We start from the raw sequence: 18,028 nt of genomic DNA, 5'->3' as shown, positions 1-18,028 counted from the left end.
GGCTCTCCCTTACAGCGCCATATCGTCCCGGTGCACCACATGGGCGCGGCCCGGATGACCGAGGATGCCCTCGATCTCATTGCTTTGTCGTCCGGCAATTGCCGACAGTTCCGTTACATCGTAGCCCGCAATCGCGCGCGCGACCAGATCGCCCTTGGGGTTCACGATCTCGATGACATCGCCCCGGTCGAATTGCCCGGTCACGCCGCGCACCCCGGCAGGCAGCAGCGAGCGGCCCCGGCGGAGCGCACTTGCCGCCCCCTCATCAATCGTCAGCGTCCCGCGCGGCACCATCGACCCGATCCAGAGCTTTCGCGCCGTCGCCGGATCGCCTTGCGGCAGGAACCATGTGCAGGGCGCACCCTGCTCCAATGCCGTCAGCGGGCGGTCCACATCACCAAGGCAGATCGCCATCGCGGCCCCGGCGCGCATCGCGGTTTCCGCCGCAAGGATTTTCGTCGCCATCCCGCCTTTGGCCCCTTCGGTCCCCGGCCCCTCCCCCATGGCGCGGATATCGGCAGTGATCTCCGTCACGGTAGCAAGGCGTTTGGCGGCGGGGTCTTTACGCGGGTTCGCGGTATATAGCCCGTCCACATCCGACAGCAGCACCAGCACATCCGCGCCGCACATGGCCGCCACTTGCGCGGCCAGCCGGTCATTGTCGCCAAAGCGGATTTCATCGGTGGCAATCGTATCGTTCTCATTCACGATAGGCACCACGCCAAGCGACAACAGCGTGTCAAAGGTGCGGCGCGAATTGAGGTAGCGTTTGCGGTTGATGCTGTCATCGAGCGTCAGCAACACCTGAGCCGTGGTCACGCCATGGGGGGCGAGCCCCTCCTCATAGGCGCGCGCGAGCCGGATTTGACCAACGGCAGCAGCCGCCTGACTGTCCTCCAGCCGCAGGGAGCCGGACTTGAGCCCCAGCACCCGCCGCCCCAGCGCGATGGAGCCGGACGAGACGATCACCACATCCACGCCCTGCCCGCGCAGCCACGCCACATCGCGCACCACGCCATCTAGCCATTCGGTGCGCAACCTGCCGCTTTTCTGATCCACCAGGAGGGCTGAGCCGATCTTGACCACCACCCGCTTGGCGCTGGACAGGGTCAGGGGCGCCACGGGTCTGCCTCCTCTGCGGGGGCCTCCGCTTTCCGGCCTGTATCGACCAGAGCACGCAGTGCGCGCAGCACATCCGTCAGCCCCTCCTGCGAGGCACCCGACAGCATCATCACCTTGGACTGCGCCACATCCTGCAATTCCGCGTACCGTTCGGCGCGGGTGTCCTCATCAAGCGCGTCAATCTTGTTCAGCGCCACGATGCGCGGTTTGGTATCAAGGCCCGCGCCATATTCCTCCAACTCACCCAACACCGTGCGGTAATCCTCCGCCACGGTGTCTGACGTGCCATCAACCAGATGCAATAGGGCCGCGCAGCGCTCCACATGGCCAAGGAACCGATCCCCGATCCCGCGCCCCTCATGCGCGCCCTCAATCAGGCCGGGAATATCGGCGACAACGAATTCCGCCCCGTCCACACCGACAACGCCGAGATTGGGCACAAGCGTGGTGAAGGGATAATCCGCGATTTTGGGCCGCGCATTCGACGTGGCCGCCAAAAAGGTGGATTTCCCCGCATTGGGCAGGCCCACAAGCCCCGCATCCGCGATCAGCTTCAGGCGCAGCCAAAGCGTGCGTTCGACCCCTTCCATACCGGGATTGGCCCGGCGCGGCGCCTGATTGGTGGAGGTTTTGAAATGCAGGTTGCCAAAGCCGCCATTGCCGCCCCGCGCAAGGCAGACGCGCTGCCCCTCTACACTGAGGTCGGCCACGACGGTTTCCTGATCTTCTTCAAGGATTTCGGTGCCGACCGGCACCTTGAGCACGATATCATCGCCCCCGCGCCCGGTGCGCTGGCGTCCCGCGCCGCCGACACCGTTTTGCGCAAAGAAATGCTGCTGGTAGCGATAATCAATCAGGGTGTTGAGGCCAGACACGGCCTCTGCCCAGACATCCCCGCCATTACCGCCATCGCCGCCATCGGGGCCGCCATATTCGACGTATTTCTCCCGCCGGAAGGAGATCGCGCCATTCCCGCCCTTACCGGAGCGGATATAGACTTTGGTGAGGTCGAGGAATTTCATGACAGTTCTTTCCGGGCCGTCCACGCATCGCGTGTCAGCGCATAATCCCATTGCGGCAGCGTCGCATTGCGCGCGACACAGAAACCTTCGCTATCGCCCAGGTACTCAAACCCGCAATGGGTCAGCACCTTGGCCGATTGCGGATTGTCCTGAAACACACGGGCGGTGATCGTGGTGATGCCAGCGTCGAACCGCTGGGAGAGTACGGCCTCCAGCGCTTCGGTCGCGTAGCCTGTGTTCCAGAAAGGCGGCCCGACCCAATAGCCCACGGCCTCCACACCCGCGCCCTGCGGCACGGCACCGATCACGCCGATGAATTCCGGCCCGTCGGTCAGCGTGGCGTCCATCGCCCACGAGATTTCGGCAGAGGTCGCGCGCGAGGTCACAAACCCTTCCGCCGCACCCGGCGGATAGGGATGCGGAATGCTTCCCGTCATCTTCGCGACCCGCGCATCCCCCAGATAGAGCGAGATCAGCCCCGCATCAGAGCCGCGCAAGGGCCGCAAGGCGAGCCGCGCCGTTTCGAGTATCGGTCCGTTGACCATGTTGTGCCTCATCGCCCCTGCCAAAGGGGGCCGAAAAATGAAAAGGGGACCGGTTTGCACCGATCCCCCTAATTTCTTGTCCGGGTGGCCGGTGGTTACTCTGCCGCCTCTGCCACTGGGAGCACGGAAATGAACGTGCGGCCCTTGAGGCCCTTGTGGAACTTCACTGCGCCCTCTTCCACGGCGAAGATGGTGTGATCCTTGCCCATGCCGACGCCCGCGCCGGGCCACCACTTGGTGCCACGCTGGCGTGCGATGATGTTGCCGGGGATCACGGCTTCGCCGCCGAACTTCTTGATGCCAAGACGACGGCCCGCGCTGTCGCGACCGTTACGGGACGAACCGCCTGCTTTTTTATGTGCCATGCTATCCGCTCCTTACTTTGCGACGATGTCGGTGACTTTGACCACCGTCAGATGCTGCCGATGACCGCGACGACGCTGGGAGGAGTGCTTCCGGCGACGCTTCTTGAAGGAGATCACTTTCTCCCCGCGCGTCTGCTCAAGCACTTCTGCCTTCACGACAGCGCCTGCAACGGTCGGTGCGCCGATGGTGACGGTTTCGCCGCCGATCATCAGAACTTCACCAAATTCCACTGTGTCGCCCGCTTCTGCAACGAGCTTCTCGATCGTGACGATACTATCTTTGGCGACTTTATACTGTTTGCCACCAGTTTTGATTACCGCGAACATCCGCGTGATCCTTTCTTATCTGCCGCGTCCTGTGGCCCCGCCTATGAGCGGTGTTGTGCGGGATTGTCCCCGCGCCTCGGACAGCATTTATGCCAGCAAACCCGAAAGCCTGCCGACTAGGCCGCTCATATCGCCCGAAACGCACCGGTTTGCAAGCCCCACGCTGGGCATAAAACAGCGAAAAGACGCAGGAAATCGCGGCATTCAGTGACATGGCGGGCCTTAGCCCCTCGCTCGCGCGCGAATCCCCTTGCGCCCCCAGCAGCGGATCGGTAATCACCACCCCCGTGGAGAGGTGCCGGAGTGGTCGAACGGGGCGGTCTCGAAAACCGTTGTGGGGGCGACCCCACCCAGGGTTCGAATCCCTGTCTCTCCGCCATATCCCTGTCTCTACTTCGCTCAGAACCCTTCGCGTATCGCACGCGTTGCGCTTGTTCGGGTGCCCCCCAATCACTTTTGCTCCCCATTCGCTACGCTGGCGTACGGGCTGCATCGGCAAGTGTGAGCGCCAAATGGTCGAATACGATCCGTATCCTTTGGCTGGTTTGCAATTCACGGTGCGACACGAGCCAGAGGGGGAATTGGGGGGTCGGAATGTCGATCAGAACCCGCTCAAGCCCGGGCACTTCCGCGCCTAGGATCGTGGGCATCAGCGACACGCCAAACCCCGCTCTCACATAATTGGCGACGACCACGCCATGATCGCTCGCGGCCACGAAATTGTCTTGTGTCACCGGCAATCCCAGCCCACGAAATGTGGCGATCAGCGGGTCCGGTTGGGTGGTGCCGACAAAGCTATGATCGGCCATGTCCCGCGCGGTCTTGGGTCGTCCGTGACGGTCCAGATAGGCTTTGGACGCATAGAAATGGGATGTCAGGTCCGCCACATGCCGGGCGAACAGTTCGGGCTGCTCGGGCCGTACATGGCGCAGCGCGATATCCGCGTCGCGCCGCAACAGATCGTCGATCGTGTTGGAGGCAAGGATTTCCAGCCGCAGATTGGGCGCCTTGTCCCGCAGCGGCGCCAGCAGTTTCGGCAAGAGAGGCACCGCGATGAAATCGGAGGCCGTGATCCGCACGGAGCCTGAGATATCCCCCGACTGCCCCACTGCCGCCATGGAGATCATCGCCGCCGCATCGCTCATCGCGCGGACATGATGCAACAGGATGGTCCCCGCCTCGGTCAGTTTCGGACCTTTGACGCTGCGCTCCAGAAGCGTGACGCCAAGCCGGTCTTCCAACTCGGAAATCTGGCGGCCAATGGTGGGTTGGGTCGTTTTGAGCGCGCGCGCCGCCGCGCTGAACGTGCCCTCCTCTGCCGTGGCGAGAAAGGCGCGTACCTGATTCCAATCAAATGAAATAGCATCCCAGTTCATGCGTAGATTTATAATAGATACACGGATTTAGGCAAATGACTATTCGTGTGTGAACAGCAATACCGGGATCAAGCCTAGCGCCGCTGGCATTCTTTCACATCGGATCCCTTTGTCATGACCCAGATTGTTGCCCCTATCGCCCCCTGCATTTCCATGCATGGAGGGGCGCGGCCATGACCCTCTTTACCCGCAAAGAAACCACGTTTTTGACGCTGATCCTGATCTTCTCCTTTATCCCGACCTTTGGGGGGCTGTTCCGGGTTGTTGAACTGGTTGGCGGGCCGATGATCGCGCCGATCAATCCGCGGGCCGTGATTGATCCCATGCCGATAGTGCTGCATGTGCTGGGCAGCTTTGTCTTTTGCCTGCTCGGCGCGCTGCAATTCCTGCACCGGTTTCGCGGCAGGGGGCGCAAGTGGCATCGCATCGCGGGTCGGGTCGTGGCGGTGGCCGGATTGGTGAGCGCGGTCACCGGGCTGTGGATGACGGTGGCGTTTGTCTTTCCCTTGGCGTTGCAGGGGCCATTGCTTTACCTCGTGCGGGTAATCGTCAGCATCGCAATGATTGGCCTGATCCTTCATGCGATCGGGGCTGTCCGGGCGGGCCGGATCGAGGCCCACCGCGCTGCGATGATCCGCGCCTATGCCATTGCACAAGGGGCCTCCACACAGACAGTGATGGGCCTGACGGTGATGCTTGTCACAGGCCAGGACCTTATCGGATTTGAGCGGGATGTGATGATGGTGTCAGCTTGGGCCATCAACCTTATTCTGGCCGAAATGATCATACCCGGCACGCTGCGCCGTGGAGGGCGGGCGTCGCATCGCCCCGTATGATCGGTGTCCCTTCTTGGGACGATGCACGCCGCCCCGCGGCTCCGGCGGGGCGGCGATGGGATGTCAAAGACACTCCGCGAGCGTTTTGGCCATGTTGCGGATCAGATCAGGATAAAGCGCCGGACCCGGCTCCAGCGCGACACCAAGCGGATCAATCACACCCGTCGCCGCGTCCGTGCCGTCCAGCACGGTCGCGACCAGCCCAATGTTGAACTGCGGCTCCGCGAGCACGCAGGCAATGGCGTCGTCCTGCACGCGGGCCTTGATCTCTGCCACGCGCGCGGGGCTGGGATCGGTGGCATCGCTCAGGGAAATCGCGCCGGAGGCCGGAATGTCGAAATCCGCCTCGAAATATTGATAGGCATCATGAAACACCACGAAGCTGCCGCCGCGCACCGGGGCAAGGATACCGTTCACTTCGGCGGCAAGCGCGTCAAGCTCAGCGCGCCCTGCGGCGGCATTAGCGGCATAGCTGCCCGCATTTTCAGGATCGGCGGCGGAGAGTTTCGCGGCGATCAGGTCAAGCCAAACCTTCGCGTTTGAGGGCGACAGCCATGCGTGCGGATCAGCGCCCTCATGGGCATGGCCATGATCGTCGTGGCCGTGGTTGTCGTGGGCATGGTCATCGTGGGCATGGTCATCATGGCCGCGGTTATCGTGGGCATGTTCATCATGGCCATGGTCATGTTTGTCGTGATCATGCCCATGGTCATCATGTTTATGATCGTCATGCCCATGATCATCATGCGCGTGATCATCATGTCCATGATCATCGTGCCCATGATCGTCATGCCCGTGATCGTGATCATGCCCCTCGAACAGCGCGCCCTCCCGGAACGCAAGGAGCGTCGTCTCCTCCGCCGCCAACAGGCTCAGCACCGATGCTCCGGAGGCGAGCGTGTCAATCGCGCCGTCCAGCCACGGGGTCAGTCCTTCGCCCATCCAGACCACGATATCCGCCGATTGCAGCGCTGACGCTTCGGAGGGGCGCAGGCTGTATTCATGCGGCGTGGCCCCAGGTGGCAGGATCAGGCTGGGCGTGCCGACGCCATCCATCACCCGCGCGACAAGGGAATGCACGGGCGCGATATCAACAGCGACATTCGGCACATCAGCGACGGCGGGTGTGGCCATCACAAAACAGGCAACGGTCAGGGCGGCGCGGTTTCTGGACATCATGTTCCTCATGTGATTTTATAACATTTCAGACGGCATAGATGATATGGAATAACATGACAAGTGAGTCTCTCAGCAGCGCAACAGGCACGATCGGCTTTGAAAAGCACGATCACCGCGCCTGCGTGTCACAGGCCCTCGCGGCAGCAGATGCCCGGTGCAGCGCCGAGGGGCTGCGCCTGACGCCGGTGCGGCGCAAAGTGCTCGAATTGCTGCTGAACGAGCATCGCGCGCTTGGCGCCTATGCGATCCTCGATCTGTTGCGCGATGCGGGGTTTGGATCGCAACCGCCGGTCGCCTACCGCGCCCTGGATTTCCTGGCCGAGCATGGCTTTGTCCATAAGATCGAGCGGCTCAACGCATTCGTGGCCTGCGCCCACCCCGACAAACATCATTCGCCTGCCTTCATGATCTGCCGCAAATGCGACGCGGTGGCCGAGACAGACACCGCCCCCGCCACTGGCGCGTTGGGGGAGGCTGCGCGTGCGGCGGGCTTTCACATCGAAAAAACAGTGATGGAGGCAGAGGGTATCTGCCCCGCCTGCACGGACAAGACCGCCCCATGAGCCTTATCTCCATCCAGAACCTCAACATCGCCTATGGCGGCAATGAGGTGTTGCGCAATGTCAGCCTGCATCTTGATCCCGGTGAGATCGTCACGATTGTCGGGCCGAATGGATCGGGCAAGACGAGCCTTCTGCGCGCGATCATCGGCGCGACCCGTCCCGTCAGCGGCAGTGTCACGCTCAAACCGCGCTTGTGCATCGGCTATGTCCCGCAGCGGCTGCATATCGACCCGACGCTGCCGATCACGGTGGAGCGGTTCATGCGGCTCACCCAAGGGGTCACGCGCGCGCAGTGCCGCACAGCGCTAGAGACCGCAGGCGTGCCGGACCTCTTGAAACGGCAAATGTCGAACCTGTCGGGCGGGCAATTCCAACGGGTGATGCTGGCCCATGCGCTGATCAACCGGCCCGAAGTGCTGCTGCTGGACGAGGCGACCCAAGGGCTGGATCAGCCCGGCTCTGCCGCGTTCTACCAACAGATTGAGCAAGTGAGGCAGGATACGGGCTGCGCAATTCTGATGATCAGCCATGAGCTTCATGTGGTGATGAGTGCCTCTGACCGGGTGATTTGCCTCAATGGGCATGTCTGTTGCGAAGGGACACCAGCGGTGGTTGCCTCAGCCCCGGAATACCGGGCGTTGTTTGGGACGGGCACGGGGGGCGCGTTGGCCCTTTACCGGCATGACCATGACCACCATCACGATCATGACCACCATCACGGGCATGGCCACACCTCGCCCAACTCCAATGACAAGACGACAGAGGCCGCCGAATAATGTTGGATGATTTCATGACCCGCGCCACACTTGCCGGTGTCGGTGTGGCGTTCGCGGCGGCCCCGCTGGGCTGTTTCGTGGTGTGGCGGCGCATGGCCTATTTCGGGGACGCGACGGCCCATGCCGCGATACTGGGCGTGGCACTGTCACTGGCGCTTGAGATGTCGATCTTTGCCGGGGCGATGGGGGTCGCGTTGGTCATGGCGATGACGGTGACGCTGCTGGCCGGGCGCGGCTATGCGATGGACACGCTTTTGGGTGTTCTGGCGCATTCGGCGTTGGCCTTCGGACTGGTGGCAGTGTCTTTCCTGTCGGGCATCCGCATTGACCTGATGGCCTATCTCTTCGGGGACATTCTGGCGGTATCGCGCAGCGATCTTTTGGTGATCTGGGGGGGGGCCATTTGTGTTGTGACCCTGATCGGGTGGCGCTGGTCCGCGCTGTTGACCGCCACGCTGAACGAAGAATTGGCCTATGCCAGCGGTCTCAACCCCAAACGGGAGCAATTGTTTCTTACCGTCGCATTGGCGATCACCGTGGCCGTCGCGATCAAGGTTGTGGGCGTGTTGCTGATCGCGGCGATGCTGATCATTCCGGCCGCCGCTGCGCGCGGGCTTGCCCGAACGCCAGAGGCCATGGCGGGCATCGCGGCGGCTATCGGGGCCATTTCGGCAGTGGCGGGGCTTCAGGGGGCGTATCTGTTCGACACGCCCGCTGGTCCGTCGATTGTCTGTGTCGCAGCGATCCTGTTTGCCGCGCTCAACATCCTGCACCTGCCCAATCGGGGGATGCGCTGAGCCACGTCAGGCGGCGGCGGCCTCGCGGGGCCAATTCCACGCGCGCCACAGGATAACCGCCATGGCGAGCAGCGTCACCGTCAGGTGCAGCACATCATCCATATCAGTCGGCGGCGACGTCGCAAACGTGCCTGCCGTGATCAGAACACCGGCAAAATTCAGCGGTCGGGCAAAAGCCCGCGTCAGGACCAACGAAAACAGCATCATCGAGATGGGAACGAGCGCCAAAAAACCACCCAGCAGCATCAGCTCTTCTGTGATGAGAATACCGTCATAGTAGCCCGTGAGCAGCATCTCCAGATGGGATTTGAGCACAAATTGGTGGATATCGCGAAAGATGATGTTGAGCAGAACAAACATCCAAAGGGCAGAAATCAATTGCCCTGTCTCAAGTTTCTTGAACATGCGGTGACCTTGTCTGATGAGGATTGGAAAAAGGGCCACGGGGGGCCACGCCCCTGCTATGCCGCCTTAGGAGCAGGGGCGCGATTGCCCAAATCCAATCATCAGCCATACGAAAAAGCATGACGCCACAGGGGGCAAATTCGAGCGCCGGTCAGGACGGGTGCTGGCGCTTTATCAGTTCATCAAGCAGCGTCAGCAGTGCCGCCTCCTCCGTCACCAGATGGTCGCAGATATCCAAAAGTCCCCGCGCCGGAGCATGGACAAGCCCTGCCGCGATCCCGACATCCGCCACCCGCATCGCCGCCACGTCATTCGCGCCATCCCCGATAAAGATGACCGAATGACCCGCCGCTTGCAGGTGCTGTACAATGGCCTGCTTGTCCACCAAGCGGCGGATCCCGATCACTCGATCCTTGGCCAATTCAGCCTCTGACATGTGCATCTTACAGCCGAACACATCGCGCAGTCCGGCCACCCAACATTCCAGATTTCCGGTGGCGATCACGCAAGACCGGGCGTGGCCGCGGATGAACGCCGCCAGCCCCTCAAACACGGGCACGTCGCGCAAAAGCGTCGCAACCTCCCGCACGCTGAGGTGACCCAGAGCCGCGACGCGCGCCGCAAACCCATCCTCAAACGCCACTTCCCCCGCGACCGTCGCACGGGTCAGATCGTCGATCTGCGCTTGCAGCCCGAAATGCGCGGCGATGAACGGCAGCGTTTCCGCCCGCGTCAGCGTGCCATCAAGGTCAAAGACAAATCTGAGAGATCTTGTGCCCTGCTGCGTCATGCCCTCTCCATATCCAAGGAGCGCAACGCGCGCCACTGGCAACAGCGGTCAAAGGATGCATGAGGTGGCGGAGGAGGTGGGATTCGAACCCACGGTGGAGTTGCCCCCACGCCGGTTTTCAAGACCGGTGCATTCGACCACTCTGCCACTCCTCCGATGGGGTGCGGTATAGGGCGGAATTTCGGGCGCGTAAAGCGGCAGCGCGCCCTGATCTGCCCACAGAATGGAGCCTTTCCATCGACCGCCCGCTCGCCTATTCTATCTGCAATGAAATCCTCGCAAAATGACGGGGAACAGCCGAGCAGTGAGGCAAACATGCGACACGCATCCATTGGACCGACCCTTGCGATTGGGGCGGCGTTGGCCACTTTGGCAGCCTGTACGGAAACACCGGGGGAGGCTACTGGTGCCGCGCCGGCGGCGGCTTCCGTCGCCGCGCCGGCCCCTGCCACCCGCCTGACAGAGGCTGAAGTGCCGCGCCCTGACCTTTATTCCGAAAGCGGTATCGCGGTGTGGGACGGCAGGCCGTCCATCGGTGCGGTCTGGGTCGCGCATCCCATCGTCGATCAGGCCCGCCGCGTGCGCATCACTGTCACGGAAACCGGCGTCAGCGCGCCCGGTGCGTTGTTGAAACGCGATCCGTCGATCCCCGGCCCGCCCTTCCTGTTGTCGGGCGACGCGGCCGCGCGCCTTGGGCTTGAACCCGGCGTGCCTGCCCGGATCGAGGTTGTGGCACTGGAACGCGACGTGATCGAGACACCCGTTGTGGTGACCCCGGCAGAGACCCCGCCTGCCGAGCCTGCATCCGAAGAGCCGACCATTGCCGCAGAGCCCGCGCCTGAAACCGAAGAGACCACCACGAACGACGCAGAGGTGGCTACCGCGCCCGACCCTGCCCCGGCGGACCCGATCCCCGAACCGGTCGTCAACATCCCGCAACAAACCATCATCCCCGGCACGGCGACGGCGACGGCGACCGCGACGGCGTCCGAGGACACCACCCCGGTGCGCCGCCAATATGTGCAGGTTGGCACGTTTGGTGTGCGGTCAAACGCGGAAACGCTTGCCGAGACGCTGCGCAATCAGGGCTATTCGGTGCGGTTGAGCACTGTGGACGGTGCCACCCGCCCGCTGACCCGCGTTCTGATCGGCCCGGCCACGACGCGCGGTGAGCGAAATGTGATCCTTGAGCGGTTGCGCGCGGACGGGATCACCGACACGCTGCTGACAAATCTTTGAACCTTATTTAGGGGAGTCGGACCGTATGAAACCCAAATCCCTCTTGGCCCTCACGACCGCGCTGTTTCTGGGGCTGACCGTGCCCGCAAAAGCGCTCGATACAGCCGCGACCTCGGCCATGGTAGTCGATTTTGAAACCGGCGCCGTGTTGCTGGAAAAAGACGCGCACCGCCCGATCCCGCCTGCGAGCATGTCGAAGCTGATGACGCTCAACATGCTGTTTGAGGCGTTGCAGGACGGGCGTTTCGCGCTGGACGACACCTTCACCGTGTCGGAGAAAGCCTGGCAAAAAGGCGGCTCCAAGATGTTTCTGGAGCCACGCCACCGCCCCACGATCGAGGATCTGATCCGGGGCATCATCATCCATTCCGGCAATGATGCCTGCATCGTCGTGGCAGAAAACCTCGCCGGATCGGAGGACGCTTTTGCGGCGCTGATGACCCAGCGCGCCCTTGAATTGGGAATGGAGGACGCGCATTTCGCGAACTCCACCGGCTGGCCCCATCCCGATCACCGCATGTCGGCATTCGATCTGGTGCAGCTTGGCAAGCGGATGATCCGCGATTTCCCCGAATACTACCCCTATTTCGCGGAGAGCGAATTTACCTGGGACGGGATCACGCAAAGCAACCGCAATCCGCTGCTCTATACCTCCACAGTCGGCGATGGCCTCAAAACCGGACATACCGAAGAGGCGGGGTACGGGCTTGTCGGCAGTGCCGCGCAGGGGGACCGGCGGGTGGTGATGATGGTCACCGGCTTGGAAAGCTCCCGCGCGCGGGCTATCGAGTCAGAGCGGCTCACGGCTTGGGCCTTCCGCGAGTTTGAGAACATCACCGTGATGGAGGCAGGCACAATCGCGGCGGAGGCTCCGGTCTGGATCGGGACCGCGGACACCGTGCCGCTTATGGTCATGGAGGATATCCGGGCCACTATCCCGCGCGGCGCAGAGGACAGCGTCACCGCCATGGCCGTATTTGATGGCCCCCTGCCCGCGCCGATTGCGGAAGGGCAGATCGTGGGGGAATTGATCATCTCCATCCCCGATATGGCCGATATCTCCCGCCCGCTTTACGCGGCCAATGCTGTGGCCGAGGGCGGGTTCATGACCCGCGTGTCGGCAGCGGCGGGGTTGCTCGCGCGAGACGCGATGACCACCGTGTTCGGCAGCGAATAGGCCCGGCTCCGTGTTCATCACCTTCGAGGGGATCGACGGGTCCGGCAAATCGACCCAATCGCGGATGCTGGCGGATCACCTGATCCGCGCGGGCCGCGACGTGATCCTCACGCGGGAGCCGGGCGGCTCCCCCGGTGCGGAGGAAATCCGGCGATTGCTGGTTGAGGGCGATCCGGACCGCTGGTCGGCGGAGACAGAACTTTTGCTGTTCACCGCCGCCCGCCGCGATCATGTGGAGCGCAAAATCCAGCCCGCCCTTGCCGCCGGGCAAACCGTGATTTCCGACCGTTTTGCGGATTCGACACGCGTGTATCAGGGCGCCGCGCGCGGCGATCTGCGCGCCAAGGTGGACCTGCTGCACCGGGAGATGATCGGGCTGGAGCCGGACCTCACCTATATCATTGATATGGATGCAAAAGCGGCCCTTGGACGGGGGAAGGCGCGCCTGTCGGGCGAGGACCGGTTCGAGGATATGGGACTGTCGTTTCAGGAACAGTTGCGCGCGGGGTTTCATGCGCTGGCCTCATCTGCACCCCGCTGCACCCTGATCGACGGGACCGGGAGTGCGGAGGATGTGCATGCCCGCGTCATCGCCCATTTCGAGGCGCATCATGGCGGATGACGCCCCCCTCCCCCAGCCCGATCAGGTCGAAGGTGCGCCGCATCCGCGCGAAACCACCGTCCTCTTTGGGCAGGACGCGGCGGAGCGGGCTTTTTTGGAGGCATGGGGATCAGGCCGGATGCATCACGCGTGGATGCTGACCGGGCCGCAGGGTGTGGGCAAAGCGACGCTCGCATGGCGGATCGCACGGTTTTTGCTGGCAGATGACGGACATGCGGGGATGTTCGGCCCGCCCGATACGCTCGACATGGCCCCAGACACACCGACCTTTCGCCGCGCGCTGGCCCTGTCTGACCCAAGGCTCGTGCTGCTGCGCCGCCCGTGGAACGACAAAACCAAAAAGCTGCGCACCGAGATCACGGTTGAGGAAGTGCGCAAGCTCAAGGGCTTTTTCGGGATGAGTGCGGCGGATGGCGGCTGGCGCGTGGCCATTGTGGACGCGATGGATGAAATGAATGGCGCTGCTGCAAACGCGTTCCTCAAACTGCTGGAGGAACCGCCGGAGAAGGTCGCCCTTCTTCTGGTCACCCATCAGCCGGGGCGGCTGTTGCCGACGATCCGATCCCGCTGTCGCGAATTGCGGCTACCCCCCCTCGGCGCGGAGCCACTGGCCGCTGCGATGACCGAGGCCGGGTTTGAGGCGCGCGATCAGGCGCAGGCACTGGCCGAATTGTCGGGCGGCTCAGCCGGGGAGGCCATCGGAATGCTAACCCATGGCGGCGTGGACCTTTACCGCGATATCATCGCGATGCTGTCAAGCATGCCGGGCGCCGATCGGCGGCGTGTCGTGCAATTTGCCGAAAGCATGGGCGCGCGCGGGGCGGAGGATCGCACCGACCTTGCCCATCGCCTGATCCGGCTGGCGCTGCACCGATTGGCGCGCGCGGGGGCGACCGGCCGCACCCCGCCCGAGGCCGTGGAGGGGGAGCGCGACGTGCTGATGCGCCTGTCACCCAACGCCACCGCCGCCCGCCATTGGGCCACCGTCATGGACCAGATCACCGCCCGCGTCGCACATGCGCGCGGGGTGAACCTTGACCCTGCTCAGGTCATGCTGGATACCTGCCTTCAGATTGACGCCACCGCCCAGACCGCCGCGCCGAGGACCTGATGACACCTGAGATCGTCGACAGCCACTGCCATCTCGATTTCCCGGATTTCGAGGGGGAGCATGACGCGTTGGTCGCCCGCGCGGTGGAAGCAGGTGTCACGCGCATGATCACGATCTGCACCAAGCTGCGCAATGAACCCAGTGTTCGCGCGATAGCGGAGACCTATCCGCAGGTCTACTTTGCCGCGGGGCTCCATCCTATGAGCGTGGGCAAGGAGCCGACCCCGACGGTTGATGATCTGATCAGCATCGCCGCACATCCCAAGATGGTCGGGATCGGGGAGACGGGGCTTGACTACCACTACACCGCCGAGACGGCACAGGCACAACAGGAAAGCCTGCGCCTGCATATCGAGGCTGCCCGCGAAACCGCACTGCCCCTGATCATCCACAGCCGTGACGCGGATGAGGACATGGCCGCGATCCTGCGCGATGAGCATGGCCGGGGGGCGTTCACTTGCGTCATGCACTGCTTTTCATCAAGTGCGGAACTGGCCAAAGCCGCCCTTGATCTGGGCTTTTATCTGTCGATGTCGGGCATCGCGACCTTCAAGAAATCGCAAGAGTTGCGGGACATTTTCGCCGCCGCCCCGGTGGACCGTATCTTGGTCGAGACGGATGCACCCTACCTCGCCCCAACGCCCCATCGGGGCAAGCGGAACGAGCCTGCGTTCACCGCGCACACCGCGCGCGTGGGGGCGGAGGTGTTTGGGATGGACTACGCCGCTTTTGCCGCCCAGACGACCGCGAATTTCGACCGGCTGTTCACCAAGGCTGTGCGCTGATGGCGCGGCTGGTGTTCACCATACTGGGCTGCGGCTCCTCCGGCGGGGTGCCGCGACTGGGCGGGATCTGGGGCGATTGCGACCCGAACAACCCGCGCAACACGCGCCGCCGCTGTTCCATGCTGGTGGAGCGGTTCGATGGCGGTGCGGTGACGCGGGTGCTCATCGACGCCTCCCCCGATTTGCGGGCGCAATTGCTGGATGCGGGTGTTGGCTGGCTTGATGGGGTGGTATTCACCCATGAACATGCGGACCATGTGCATGGTTTGGATGACCTGCGGATGGTGGTGTTCAACCGTCGCGCGCGATTGCCGGTCTGGGCGGATGCGGACACCTCCGCGTCGCTGATCAATCGGTTCGGTTATGCTTTCGTGCAGCCACCGGGCAGCGACTATCCCCCTATTCTGGAGCTGAACGGCATCTATGGCCCGTTTGAGGTCAATGGTCCCGGCGGGCCGATCCTGTTTGAACCCTTCGAGGTGGAGCATGGCCGGATTGACGCGCTGGGCTTTCGCATTGGCGAGCTGGCCTATCTGCCGGATGTGTCCGCGATGCGGGATGAGGCATGGGCGATGGTCAACGGTGTGGACACTTGGGTCGTTGACGCGCTGCGCCGCACGCCGCACCCGTCCCATTCGCATCTGGAGCAGACGCTTGAGTGGATCGCTCGCGCCCAGCCCCGGCGGGCAGTGCTGACCAATATGCATATCGACCTTGATTATGAGACCGTCCGCGATGAGACGCCCGATCACATCACGCCCGCCTATGACATGATGCAACTCACCTTCGATCTGCCCTGATGGCGGGATTGCTGCAAATCGTTCTGCCGGTTTTCCTGCTGATCGGGGCCGGGTATCTGGCGGTGCGCGCCAAGCTGTTCAGGGACAGCGCCGTGGACGGGCTGATGGTGTTTACCCAAGGGTTCGCCATTCCCTGCCTGTTATTTGCCGGTATTGCGCGGCTGGATCTGGCGGCACAGTTCGACTGGCGGCTTTTGGTCAGTTTCTACACGGGCGCGAGCGTCTGTTTCGCGCTTGGTATCATCGGCGCGCGGGTGCTGTTCAAGCGCCGCCCGGGGGAGGCCGTGGCCGTCGGCTTTGGCGCGCTGTTCTCCAATTCCGTCTTGCTGGGTCTGCCGATCATGGAGCGCGCCTATGGGGCCGAGGCGCTGGCCTATAATTTCGCGATCATCGCGATCCATGCGCCATTTTGCTACCTCTTGGGCATCACGGCGATGGAGGTGTCCCGCGCCGACGGGCGAGGTGCAGTGGACACGGCCCGCGCGGTCGCCCGTGCAATGTTCCGCAATGCGCTGATGATCGGGCTGGCCTGTGGTTTTGTGGTCAACCTGTCAGGTGTTACCCTGCCCGAATGGGTGTGGGCCGCCGTCGATATGATGGTGCGCGCGGCCCTGCCCGCCGCCCTGTTCGGATTGGGCGGCATCCTCACGCGCTATTCCATTCGCGCGCAGGTGCCGCAGGTCGCGATGGTGAGTGTACTGTCGCTGTTGGTGCACCCTGCGATTGCCTATGCGCTGACCGTCTATGTATTTGCCCTGCCGGTGGAATTCGTGCGCGCCGCGGTCGTGACCGCTGCCATGGCACCGGGGGTCAACACCTATGTCTTTGCCAATATGTATGACCGGGCAAAGGACGTCGCGGCCTCAACCGTGCTGTTGTCCACCGCCGTATCAGTGTTGAGCGTGTCGATGTGGCTGTGGATCCTCGGAACTTAATCCGCGATCAGCGCCTCAATCGCCAACAGATAGCCCTGCGCGCCGAACCCCATGATCACGCCATCGGCCACCAATGACACATAGGACTGATGGCGGAACGCCTCCCGCCGATGGGTGTTGGAGAGGTGCAATTCGATGACCCGACCCGACACCATCTTGAGCGCGTCCATCACCGCGACGGAGGTATGGGTATAGGCCCCCGCGTTGATGATCACATCCGCGCCCGCGTCCTCTGCCTCATGGATGAAGGTCACCAGATCACCCTCGCTGTTGGTCTGGCGAAACACCAACTCCCCGCGCCGCCCGAGTTTCGCGGCACAGCGCGCCTCGATATCATCAAGCGTGTCCTGCCCGTAGATATCCGGCTCCCGCAGGCCAAGACGGTTGAGGTTCGGGCCGTTCAGTATGTGGATCGGTCGCATCAGTCCTCCCCCAACAGCGCGTCGAGCATCGCGGATTTCGGATCGGCGAGGCTGTCGATCACATCAAAATGATGTTTGCCCGGCTCGATCGTCAATGCCGTGTCGGCCCCACAGCCCGACCAGATATTCGCGATCAACTCGGACTGGCGGATGAATTCTGGCCGTTCTTCTGCCCCGACCCAAGCATGATGCCGCACACCGTCCCGCGGGTAATGCAAAACCGGGCTTTCGCGGGTCGCCTCATCGAAATCAAGCCGCAGATCGCGGTTCATCGCGGTGCGCATCAAGGGGCGCAGATCATGCACGCCGCTGATGCTCAAAACCTGCTCCACCCGGTCGGCCACGCCGCGCGACAGGGCGCTCGTCGCACAGATCATGCGGCTGACAAGGTGACCACCGGCAGAATGCCCGGCAAGATAAACCGGGCCAGAAAGCATCCCGGCGGCCTGATTGATCGCCCGCGCGACTTGGCCCGTGATCTCCGTGATCTGCGCCTGTGGGCACAGCGTGTAGGACGGCATGACCACCGCAAGCCCCCGCGCATTCGCACCTGCGGCGAGATGGGACCAGGAGGATTTGTCAAAAGCCCGCCAATAGCCCCCATGCACGAACACCACGATCCCGCGCATATCACCATCGGGAAGAAAGAGGTCAAACACCTCCCGCGCGCTGGATCCGTAGCTCACATCCAGCCGCGCGCGTTCGGACGCCACCCGCGCGTCCCGATAGGCAGCGGCAGCGGCTTCCCATTTCGGTGCAAAACTGTCTGCATCCTTGATATGGGCGCCATTCGCGTAGGCGTCGTCCCAGTCGGTGATCCTGCTGGAGGTCATA

21 protein-coding genes, 2 tRNA genes and 1 pseudogene are annotated in these 18,028 nt (G+C 63.1%); 12 read left to right on the top strand and 12 right to left on the bottom strand.

What is annotated here, in order from left to right:
• Positions 1 to 9 precede the first annotated feature (9 nt).
• The 5 genes and pseudogenes from proB to rplU all read right to left on the bottom strand — a co-directional run.
• The gene (proB, locus tag FHS89_RS12435; protein WP_221229441.1) at positions 10 to 1,113 is read right to left on the bottom strand and encodes a glutamate 5-kinase; all 1,104 of its coding nucleotides are present in this window, start codon (positions 1,111 to 1,113) and stop codon (positions 10 to 12) included.
• On the bottom strand, positions 1,110 to 2,144 hold the full coding sequence (obgE, locus tag FHS89_RS12430; RefSeq protein ID WP_184012114.1) for a GTPase ObgE: 1,035 nt from the start codon (positions 2,142 to 2,144) through the stop codon (positions 1,110 to 1,112). The genes proB and obgE overlap by 4 nt, the downstream gene beginning before the upstream one ends.
• Positions 2,141 to 2,689, bottom strand: coding sequence for a GNAT family N-acetyltransferase (locus FHS89_RS12425; protein ID WP_246413841.1), 549 nt, complete (start codon positions 2,687 to 2,689; stop codon positions 2,141 to 2,143). Before FHS89_RS12425 ends, obgE begins: the two co-directional genes overlap by 4 nt.
• Positions 2,690 to 2,784: 95 nt before the next feature.
• Entirely contained in the window at positions 2,785 to 3,054 is a 270-nt protein-coding gene (gene rpmA / locus FHS89_RS12420; protein WP_184012110.1) for a 50S ribosomal protein L27, read from the bottom strand.
• An 18-nt stretch (positions 3,055 to 3,072) separates the two neighbouring features.
• Positions 3,073 to 3,381, bottom strand: a pseudogene (rplU, locus tag FHS89_RS12415) (50S ribosomal protein L21); the annotation flags it as partial.
• Between the two features lie 289 nt (positions 3,382 to 3,670).
• Between rplU and FHS89_RS12410 the strand changes: the two are divergent.
• A tRNA-Ser gene (locus FHS89_RS12410) sits at positions 3,671 to 3,760 on the top strand.
• A gap of 91 nt (positions 3,761 to 3,851) precedes the next feature.
• Here the strand turns inward: FHS89_RS12410 and FHS89_RS12405 are convergent.
• Complete coding sequence (locus tag FHS89_RS12405) at positions 3,852 to 4,757, bottom strand: LysR family transcriptional regulator (RefSeq protein ID WP_184012106.1); 906 nt, start codon at positions 4,755 to 4,757, stop codon at positions 3,852 to 3,854.
• A gap of 173 nt (positions 4,758 to 4,930) precedes the next feature.
• Between FHS89_RS12405 and FHS89_RS12400 the strand changes: the two genes are divergently transcribed.
• A complete protein-coding gene (locus tag FHS89_RS12400) occupies positions 4,931 to 5,593 on the top strand; it encodes a DUF2306 domain-containing protein (RefSeq protein ID WP_184012104.1) in 663 nt (220 codons plus the stop codon).
• A gap of 63 nt (positions 5,594 to 5,656) precedes the next feature.
• Here the strand turns inward: FHS89_RS12400 and FHS89_RS12395 are convergent, their stop codons facing one another.
• Positions 5,657 to 6,769, bottom strand: a complete 1,113-nt coding sequence (locus FHS89_RS12395) for a zinc ABC transporter substrate-binding protein (RefSeq protein ID WP_184012102.1) — start codon at positions 6,767 to 6,769, stop codon at positions 5,657 to 5,659.
• Positions 6,770 to 6,825: 56 nt separating this feature from the next.
• Here FHS89_RS12395 and FHS89_RS12390 point away from each other — a divergent pair, with 56 nt between their 5' ends.
• The 3 genes from FHS89_RS12390 to FHS89_RS12380 are packed head-to-tail and all read left to right on the top strand — an operon-like array spanning position 6,826 to position 8,908.
• Entirely contained in the window at positions 6,826 to 7,335 is a 510-nt protein-coding gene (locus FHS89_RS12390; protein ID WP_184012100.1) for a transcriptional repressor, read from the top strand.
• A complete protein-coding gene (locus FHS89_RS12385) occupies positions 7,332 to 8,111 on the top strand; it encodes a metal ABC transporter ATP-binding protein (RefSeq protein WP_184012098.1) in 780 nt (259 codons plus the stop codon). Before FHS89_RS12390 ends, FHS89_RS12385 begins: the two co-directional genes overlap by 4 nt.
• A complete protein-coding gene (locus FHS89_RS12380; RefSeq protein ID WP_184012096.1) occupies positions 8,111 to 8,908 on the top strand; it encodes a metal ABC transporter permease in 798 nt (265 codons plus the stop codon). The genes FHS89_RS12385 and FHS89_RS12380 overlap by 1 nt, the downstream gene beginning before the upstream one ends.
• 6 nt (positions 8,909 to 8,914) lie before the next feature.
• Here FHS89_RS12380 and FHS89_RS12375 read toward each other — a convergent pair whose 3' ends face one another.
• The 3 genes from FHS89_RS12375 to FHS89_RS12365 form a co-directional block, all read right to left on the bottom strand.
• Positions 8,915 to 9,313 carry a DUF6326 family protein gene (locus FHS89_RS12375; protein WP_184012094.1) on the bottom strand — a complete coding sequence of 133 codons (399 nt, stop codon included), beginning with the start codon at positions 9,311 to 9,313 and terminating at the stop codon, positions 8,915 to 8,917.
• A 151-nt stretch (positions 9,314 to 9,464) separates the two neighbouring features.
• Positions 9,465 to 10,103 (bottom strand): HAD-IB family phosphatase, encoded by a 639-nt coding sequence (locus FHS89_RS12370; protein WP_184012092.1) that lies wholly within the window; start codon positions 10,101 to 10,103, stop codon positions 9,465 to 9,467.
• A gap of 65 nt (positions 10,104 to 10,168) precedes the next feature.
• Positions 10,169 to 10,258, bottom strand: a tRNA-Ser gene (locus FHS89_RS12365).
• Between the two features lie 160 nt (positions 10,259 to 10,418).
• On the opposite strand from FHS89_RS12365, the gene FHS89_RS12360 reads away from it, so the two are divergent.
• The 7 genes from FHS89_RS12360 to FHS89_RS12330 are packed head-to-tail and all read left to right on the top strand — an operon-like array spanning position 10,419 to position 16,772.
• Positions 10,419 to 11,342 (top strand): SPOR domain-containing protein, encoded by a 924-nt coding sequence (locus FHS89_RS12360; protein ID WP_184012090.1) that lies wholly within the window; start codon positions 10,419 to 10,421, stop codon positions 11,340 to 11,342.
• A 25-nt stretch (positions 11,343 to 11,367) separates the two neighbouring features.
• Positions 11,368 to 12,519, top strand: a complete 1,152-nt coding sequence (locus FHS89_RS12355) for a D-alanyl-D-alanine carboxypeptidase family protein (RefSeq protein WP_184012088.1) — start codon at positions 11,368 to 11,370, stop codon at positions 12,517 to 12,519.
• Positions 12,520 to 12,529: 10 nt separating this feature from the next.
• Positions 12,530 to 13,141, top strand: coding sequence for a dTMP kinase (tmk, locus tag FHS89_RS12350; protein WP_184012086.1), 612 nt, complete (start codon positions 12,530 to 12,532; stop codon positions 13,139 to 13,141).
• A complete protein-coding gene (locus tag FHS89_RS12345; RefSeq protein ID WP_184012084.1) occupies positions 13,131 to 14,252 on the top strand; it encodes a DNA polymerase III subunit delta' in 1,122 nt (373 codons plus the stop codon). Before tmk ends, FHS89_RS12345 begins: the two co-directional genes overlap by 11 nt.
• A complete protein-coding gene (locus FHS89_RS12340; protein WP_184012082.1) occupies positions 14,252 to 15,037 on the top strand; it encodes a TatD family hydrolase in 786 nt (261 codons plus the stop codon). Before FHS89_RS12345 ends, FHS89_RS12340 begins: the two co-directional genes overlap by 1 nt.
• The gene (locus FHS89_RS12335) at positions 15,037 to 15,837 is read left to right on the top strand and encodes an MBL fold metallo-hydrolase (protein ID WP_184012080.1); all 801 of its coding nucleotides are present in this window, start codon (positions 15,037 to 15,039) and stop codon (positions 15,835 to 15,837) included. Before FHS89_RS12340 ends, FHS89_RS12335 begins: the two co-directional genes overlap by 1 nt.
• Entirely contained in the window at positions 15,837 to 16,772 is a 936-nt protein-coding gene (locus tag FHS89_RS12330; RefSeq protein ID WP_184012078.1) for an AEC family transporter, read from the top strand. The genes FHS89_RS12335 and FHS89_RS12330 overlap by 1 nt, the downstream gene beginning before the upstream one ends.
• On the opposite strand, the gene aroQ is transcribed toward FHS89_RS12330, so the two are convergent.
• Positions 16,769 to 17,194 carry a type II 3-dehydroquinate dehydratase gene (gene aroQ / locus FHS89_RS12325; RefSeq protein ID WP_184012076.1) on the bottom strand — a complete coding sequence of 142 codons (426 nt, stop codon included), beginning with the start codon at positions 17,192 to 17,194 and terminating at the stop codon, positions 16,769 to 16,771. The two genes, FHS89_RS12330 and aroQ, sit on opposite strands and share 4 nt — an antisense overlap.
• Positions 17,194 to 18,027, bottom strand: coding sequence for an alpha/beta hydrolase (locus tag FHS89_RS12320; RefSeq protein WP_184012074.1), 834 nt, complete (start codon positions 18,025 to 18,027; stop codon positions 17,194 to 17,196). Before FHS89_RS12320 ends, aroQ begins: the two co-directional genes overlap by 1 nt.
• Position 18,028: the final 1 nt, after the last annotated feature.

Source organism: Rubricella aquisinus (assembly GCF_014199445.1).
Lineage (GTDB): Bacteria > Pseudomonadota > Alphaproteobacteria > Rhodobacterales > Rhodobacteraceae > Rubricella > Rubricella aquisinus.
This window is presented reverse-complemented; position numbering and strand designations above follow the sequence as displayed.

Coding starts and splice junctions, on each gene's coding strand:
- obgE (WP_184012114.1), bottom strand. CDS start 2,144: ATGAAATTCCTCGACCTCACCAAAGTCTATATCCGCTCCGGTAAGGGC.
- FHS89_RS12425 (WP_246413841.1), bottom strand. CDS start 2,689: ATGGTCAACGGACCGATACTCGAAACGGCGCGGCTCGCCTTGCGGCCC.
- rpmA (WP_184012110.1), bottom strand. CDS start 3,054: ATGGCACATAAAAAAGCAGGCGGTTCGTCCCGTAACGGTCGCGACAGC.
- FHS89_RS12405 (WP_184012106.1), bottom strand. CDS start 4,757: ATGAACTGGGATGCTATTTCATTTGATTGGAATCAGGTACGCGCCTTT.
- FHS89_RS12400 (WP_184012104.1), top strand. CDS start 4,931: ATGACCCTCTTTACCCGCAAAGAAACCACGTTTTTGACGCTGATCCTG.
- FHS89_RS12395 (WP_184012102.1), bottom strand. CDS start 6,769: ATGTCCAGAAACCGCGCCGCCCTGACCGTTGCCTGTTTTGTGATGGCC.
- FHS89_RS12390 (WP_184012100.1), top strand. CDS start 6,826: ATGACAAGTGAGTCTCTCAGCAGCGCAACAGGCACGATCGGCTTTGAA.
- FHS89_RS12385 (WP_184012098.1), top strand. CDS start 7,332: ATGAGCCTTATCTCCATCCAGAACCTCAACATCGCCTATGGCGGCAAT.
- FHS89_RS12380 (WP_184012096.1), top strand. CDS start 8,111: ATGTTGGATGATTTCATGACCCGCGCCACACTTGCCGGTGTCGGTGTG.
- FHS89_RS12375 (WP_184012094.1), bottom strand. CDS start 9,313: ATGTTCAAGAAACTTGAGACAGGGCAATTGATTTCTGCCCTTTGGATG.
- FHS89_RS12370 (WP_184012092.1), bottom strand. CDS start 10,103: ATGACGCAGCAGGGCACAAGATCTCTCAGATTTGTCTTTGACCTTGAT.
- FHS89_RS12360 (WP_184012090.1), top strand. CDS start 10,419: ATGCGACACGCATCCATTGGACCGACCCTTGCGATTGGGGCGGCGTTG.
- FHS89_RS12355 (WP_184012088.1), top strand. CDS start 11,368: ATGAAACCCAAATCCCTCTTGGCCCTCACGACCGCGCTGTTTCTGGGG.
- FHS89_RS12345 (WP_184012084.1), top strand. CDS start 13,131: ATGGCGGATGACGCCCCCCTCCCCCAGCCCGATCAGGTCGAAGGTGCG.
- FHS89_RS12340 (WP_184012082.1), top strand. CDS start 14,252: ATGACACCTGAGATCGTCGACAGCCACTGCCATCTCGATTTCCCGGAT.
- FHS89_RS12335 (WP_184012080.1), top strand. CDS start 15,037: ATGGCGCGGCTGGTGTTCACCATACTGGGCTGCGGCTCCTCCGGCGGG.
- FHS89_RS12330 (WP_184012078.1), top strand. CDS start 15,837: ATGGCGGGATTGCTGCAAATCGTTCTGCCGGTTTTCCTGCTGATCGGG.
- aroQ (WP_184012076.1), bottom strand. CDS start 17,194: ATGCGACCGATCCACATACTGAACGGCCCGAACCTCAACCGTCTTGGC.
- FHS89_RS12320 (WP_184012074.1), bottom strand. CDS start 18,027: ATGACCTCCAGCAGGATCACCGACTGGGACGACGCCTACGCGAATGGC.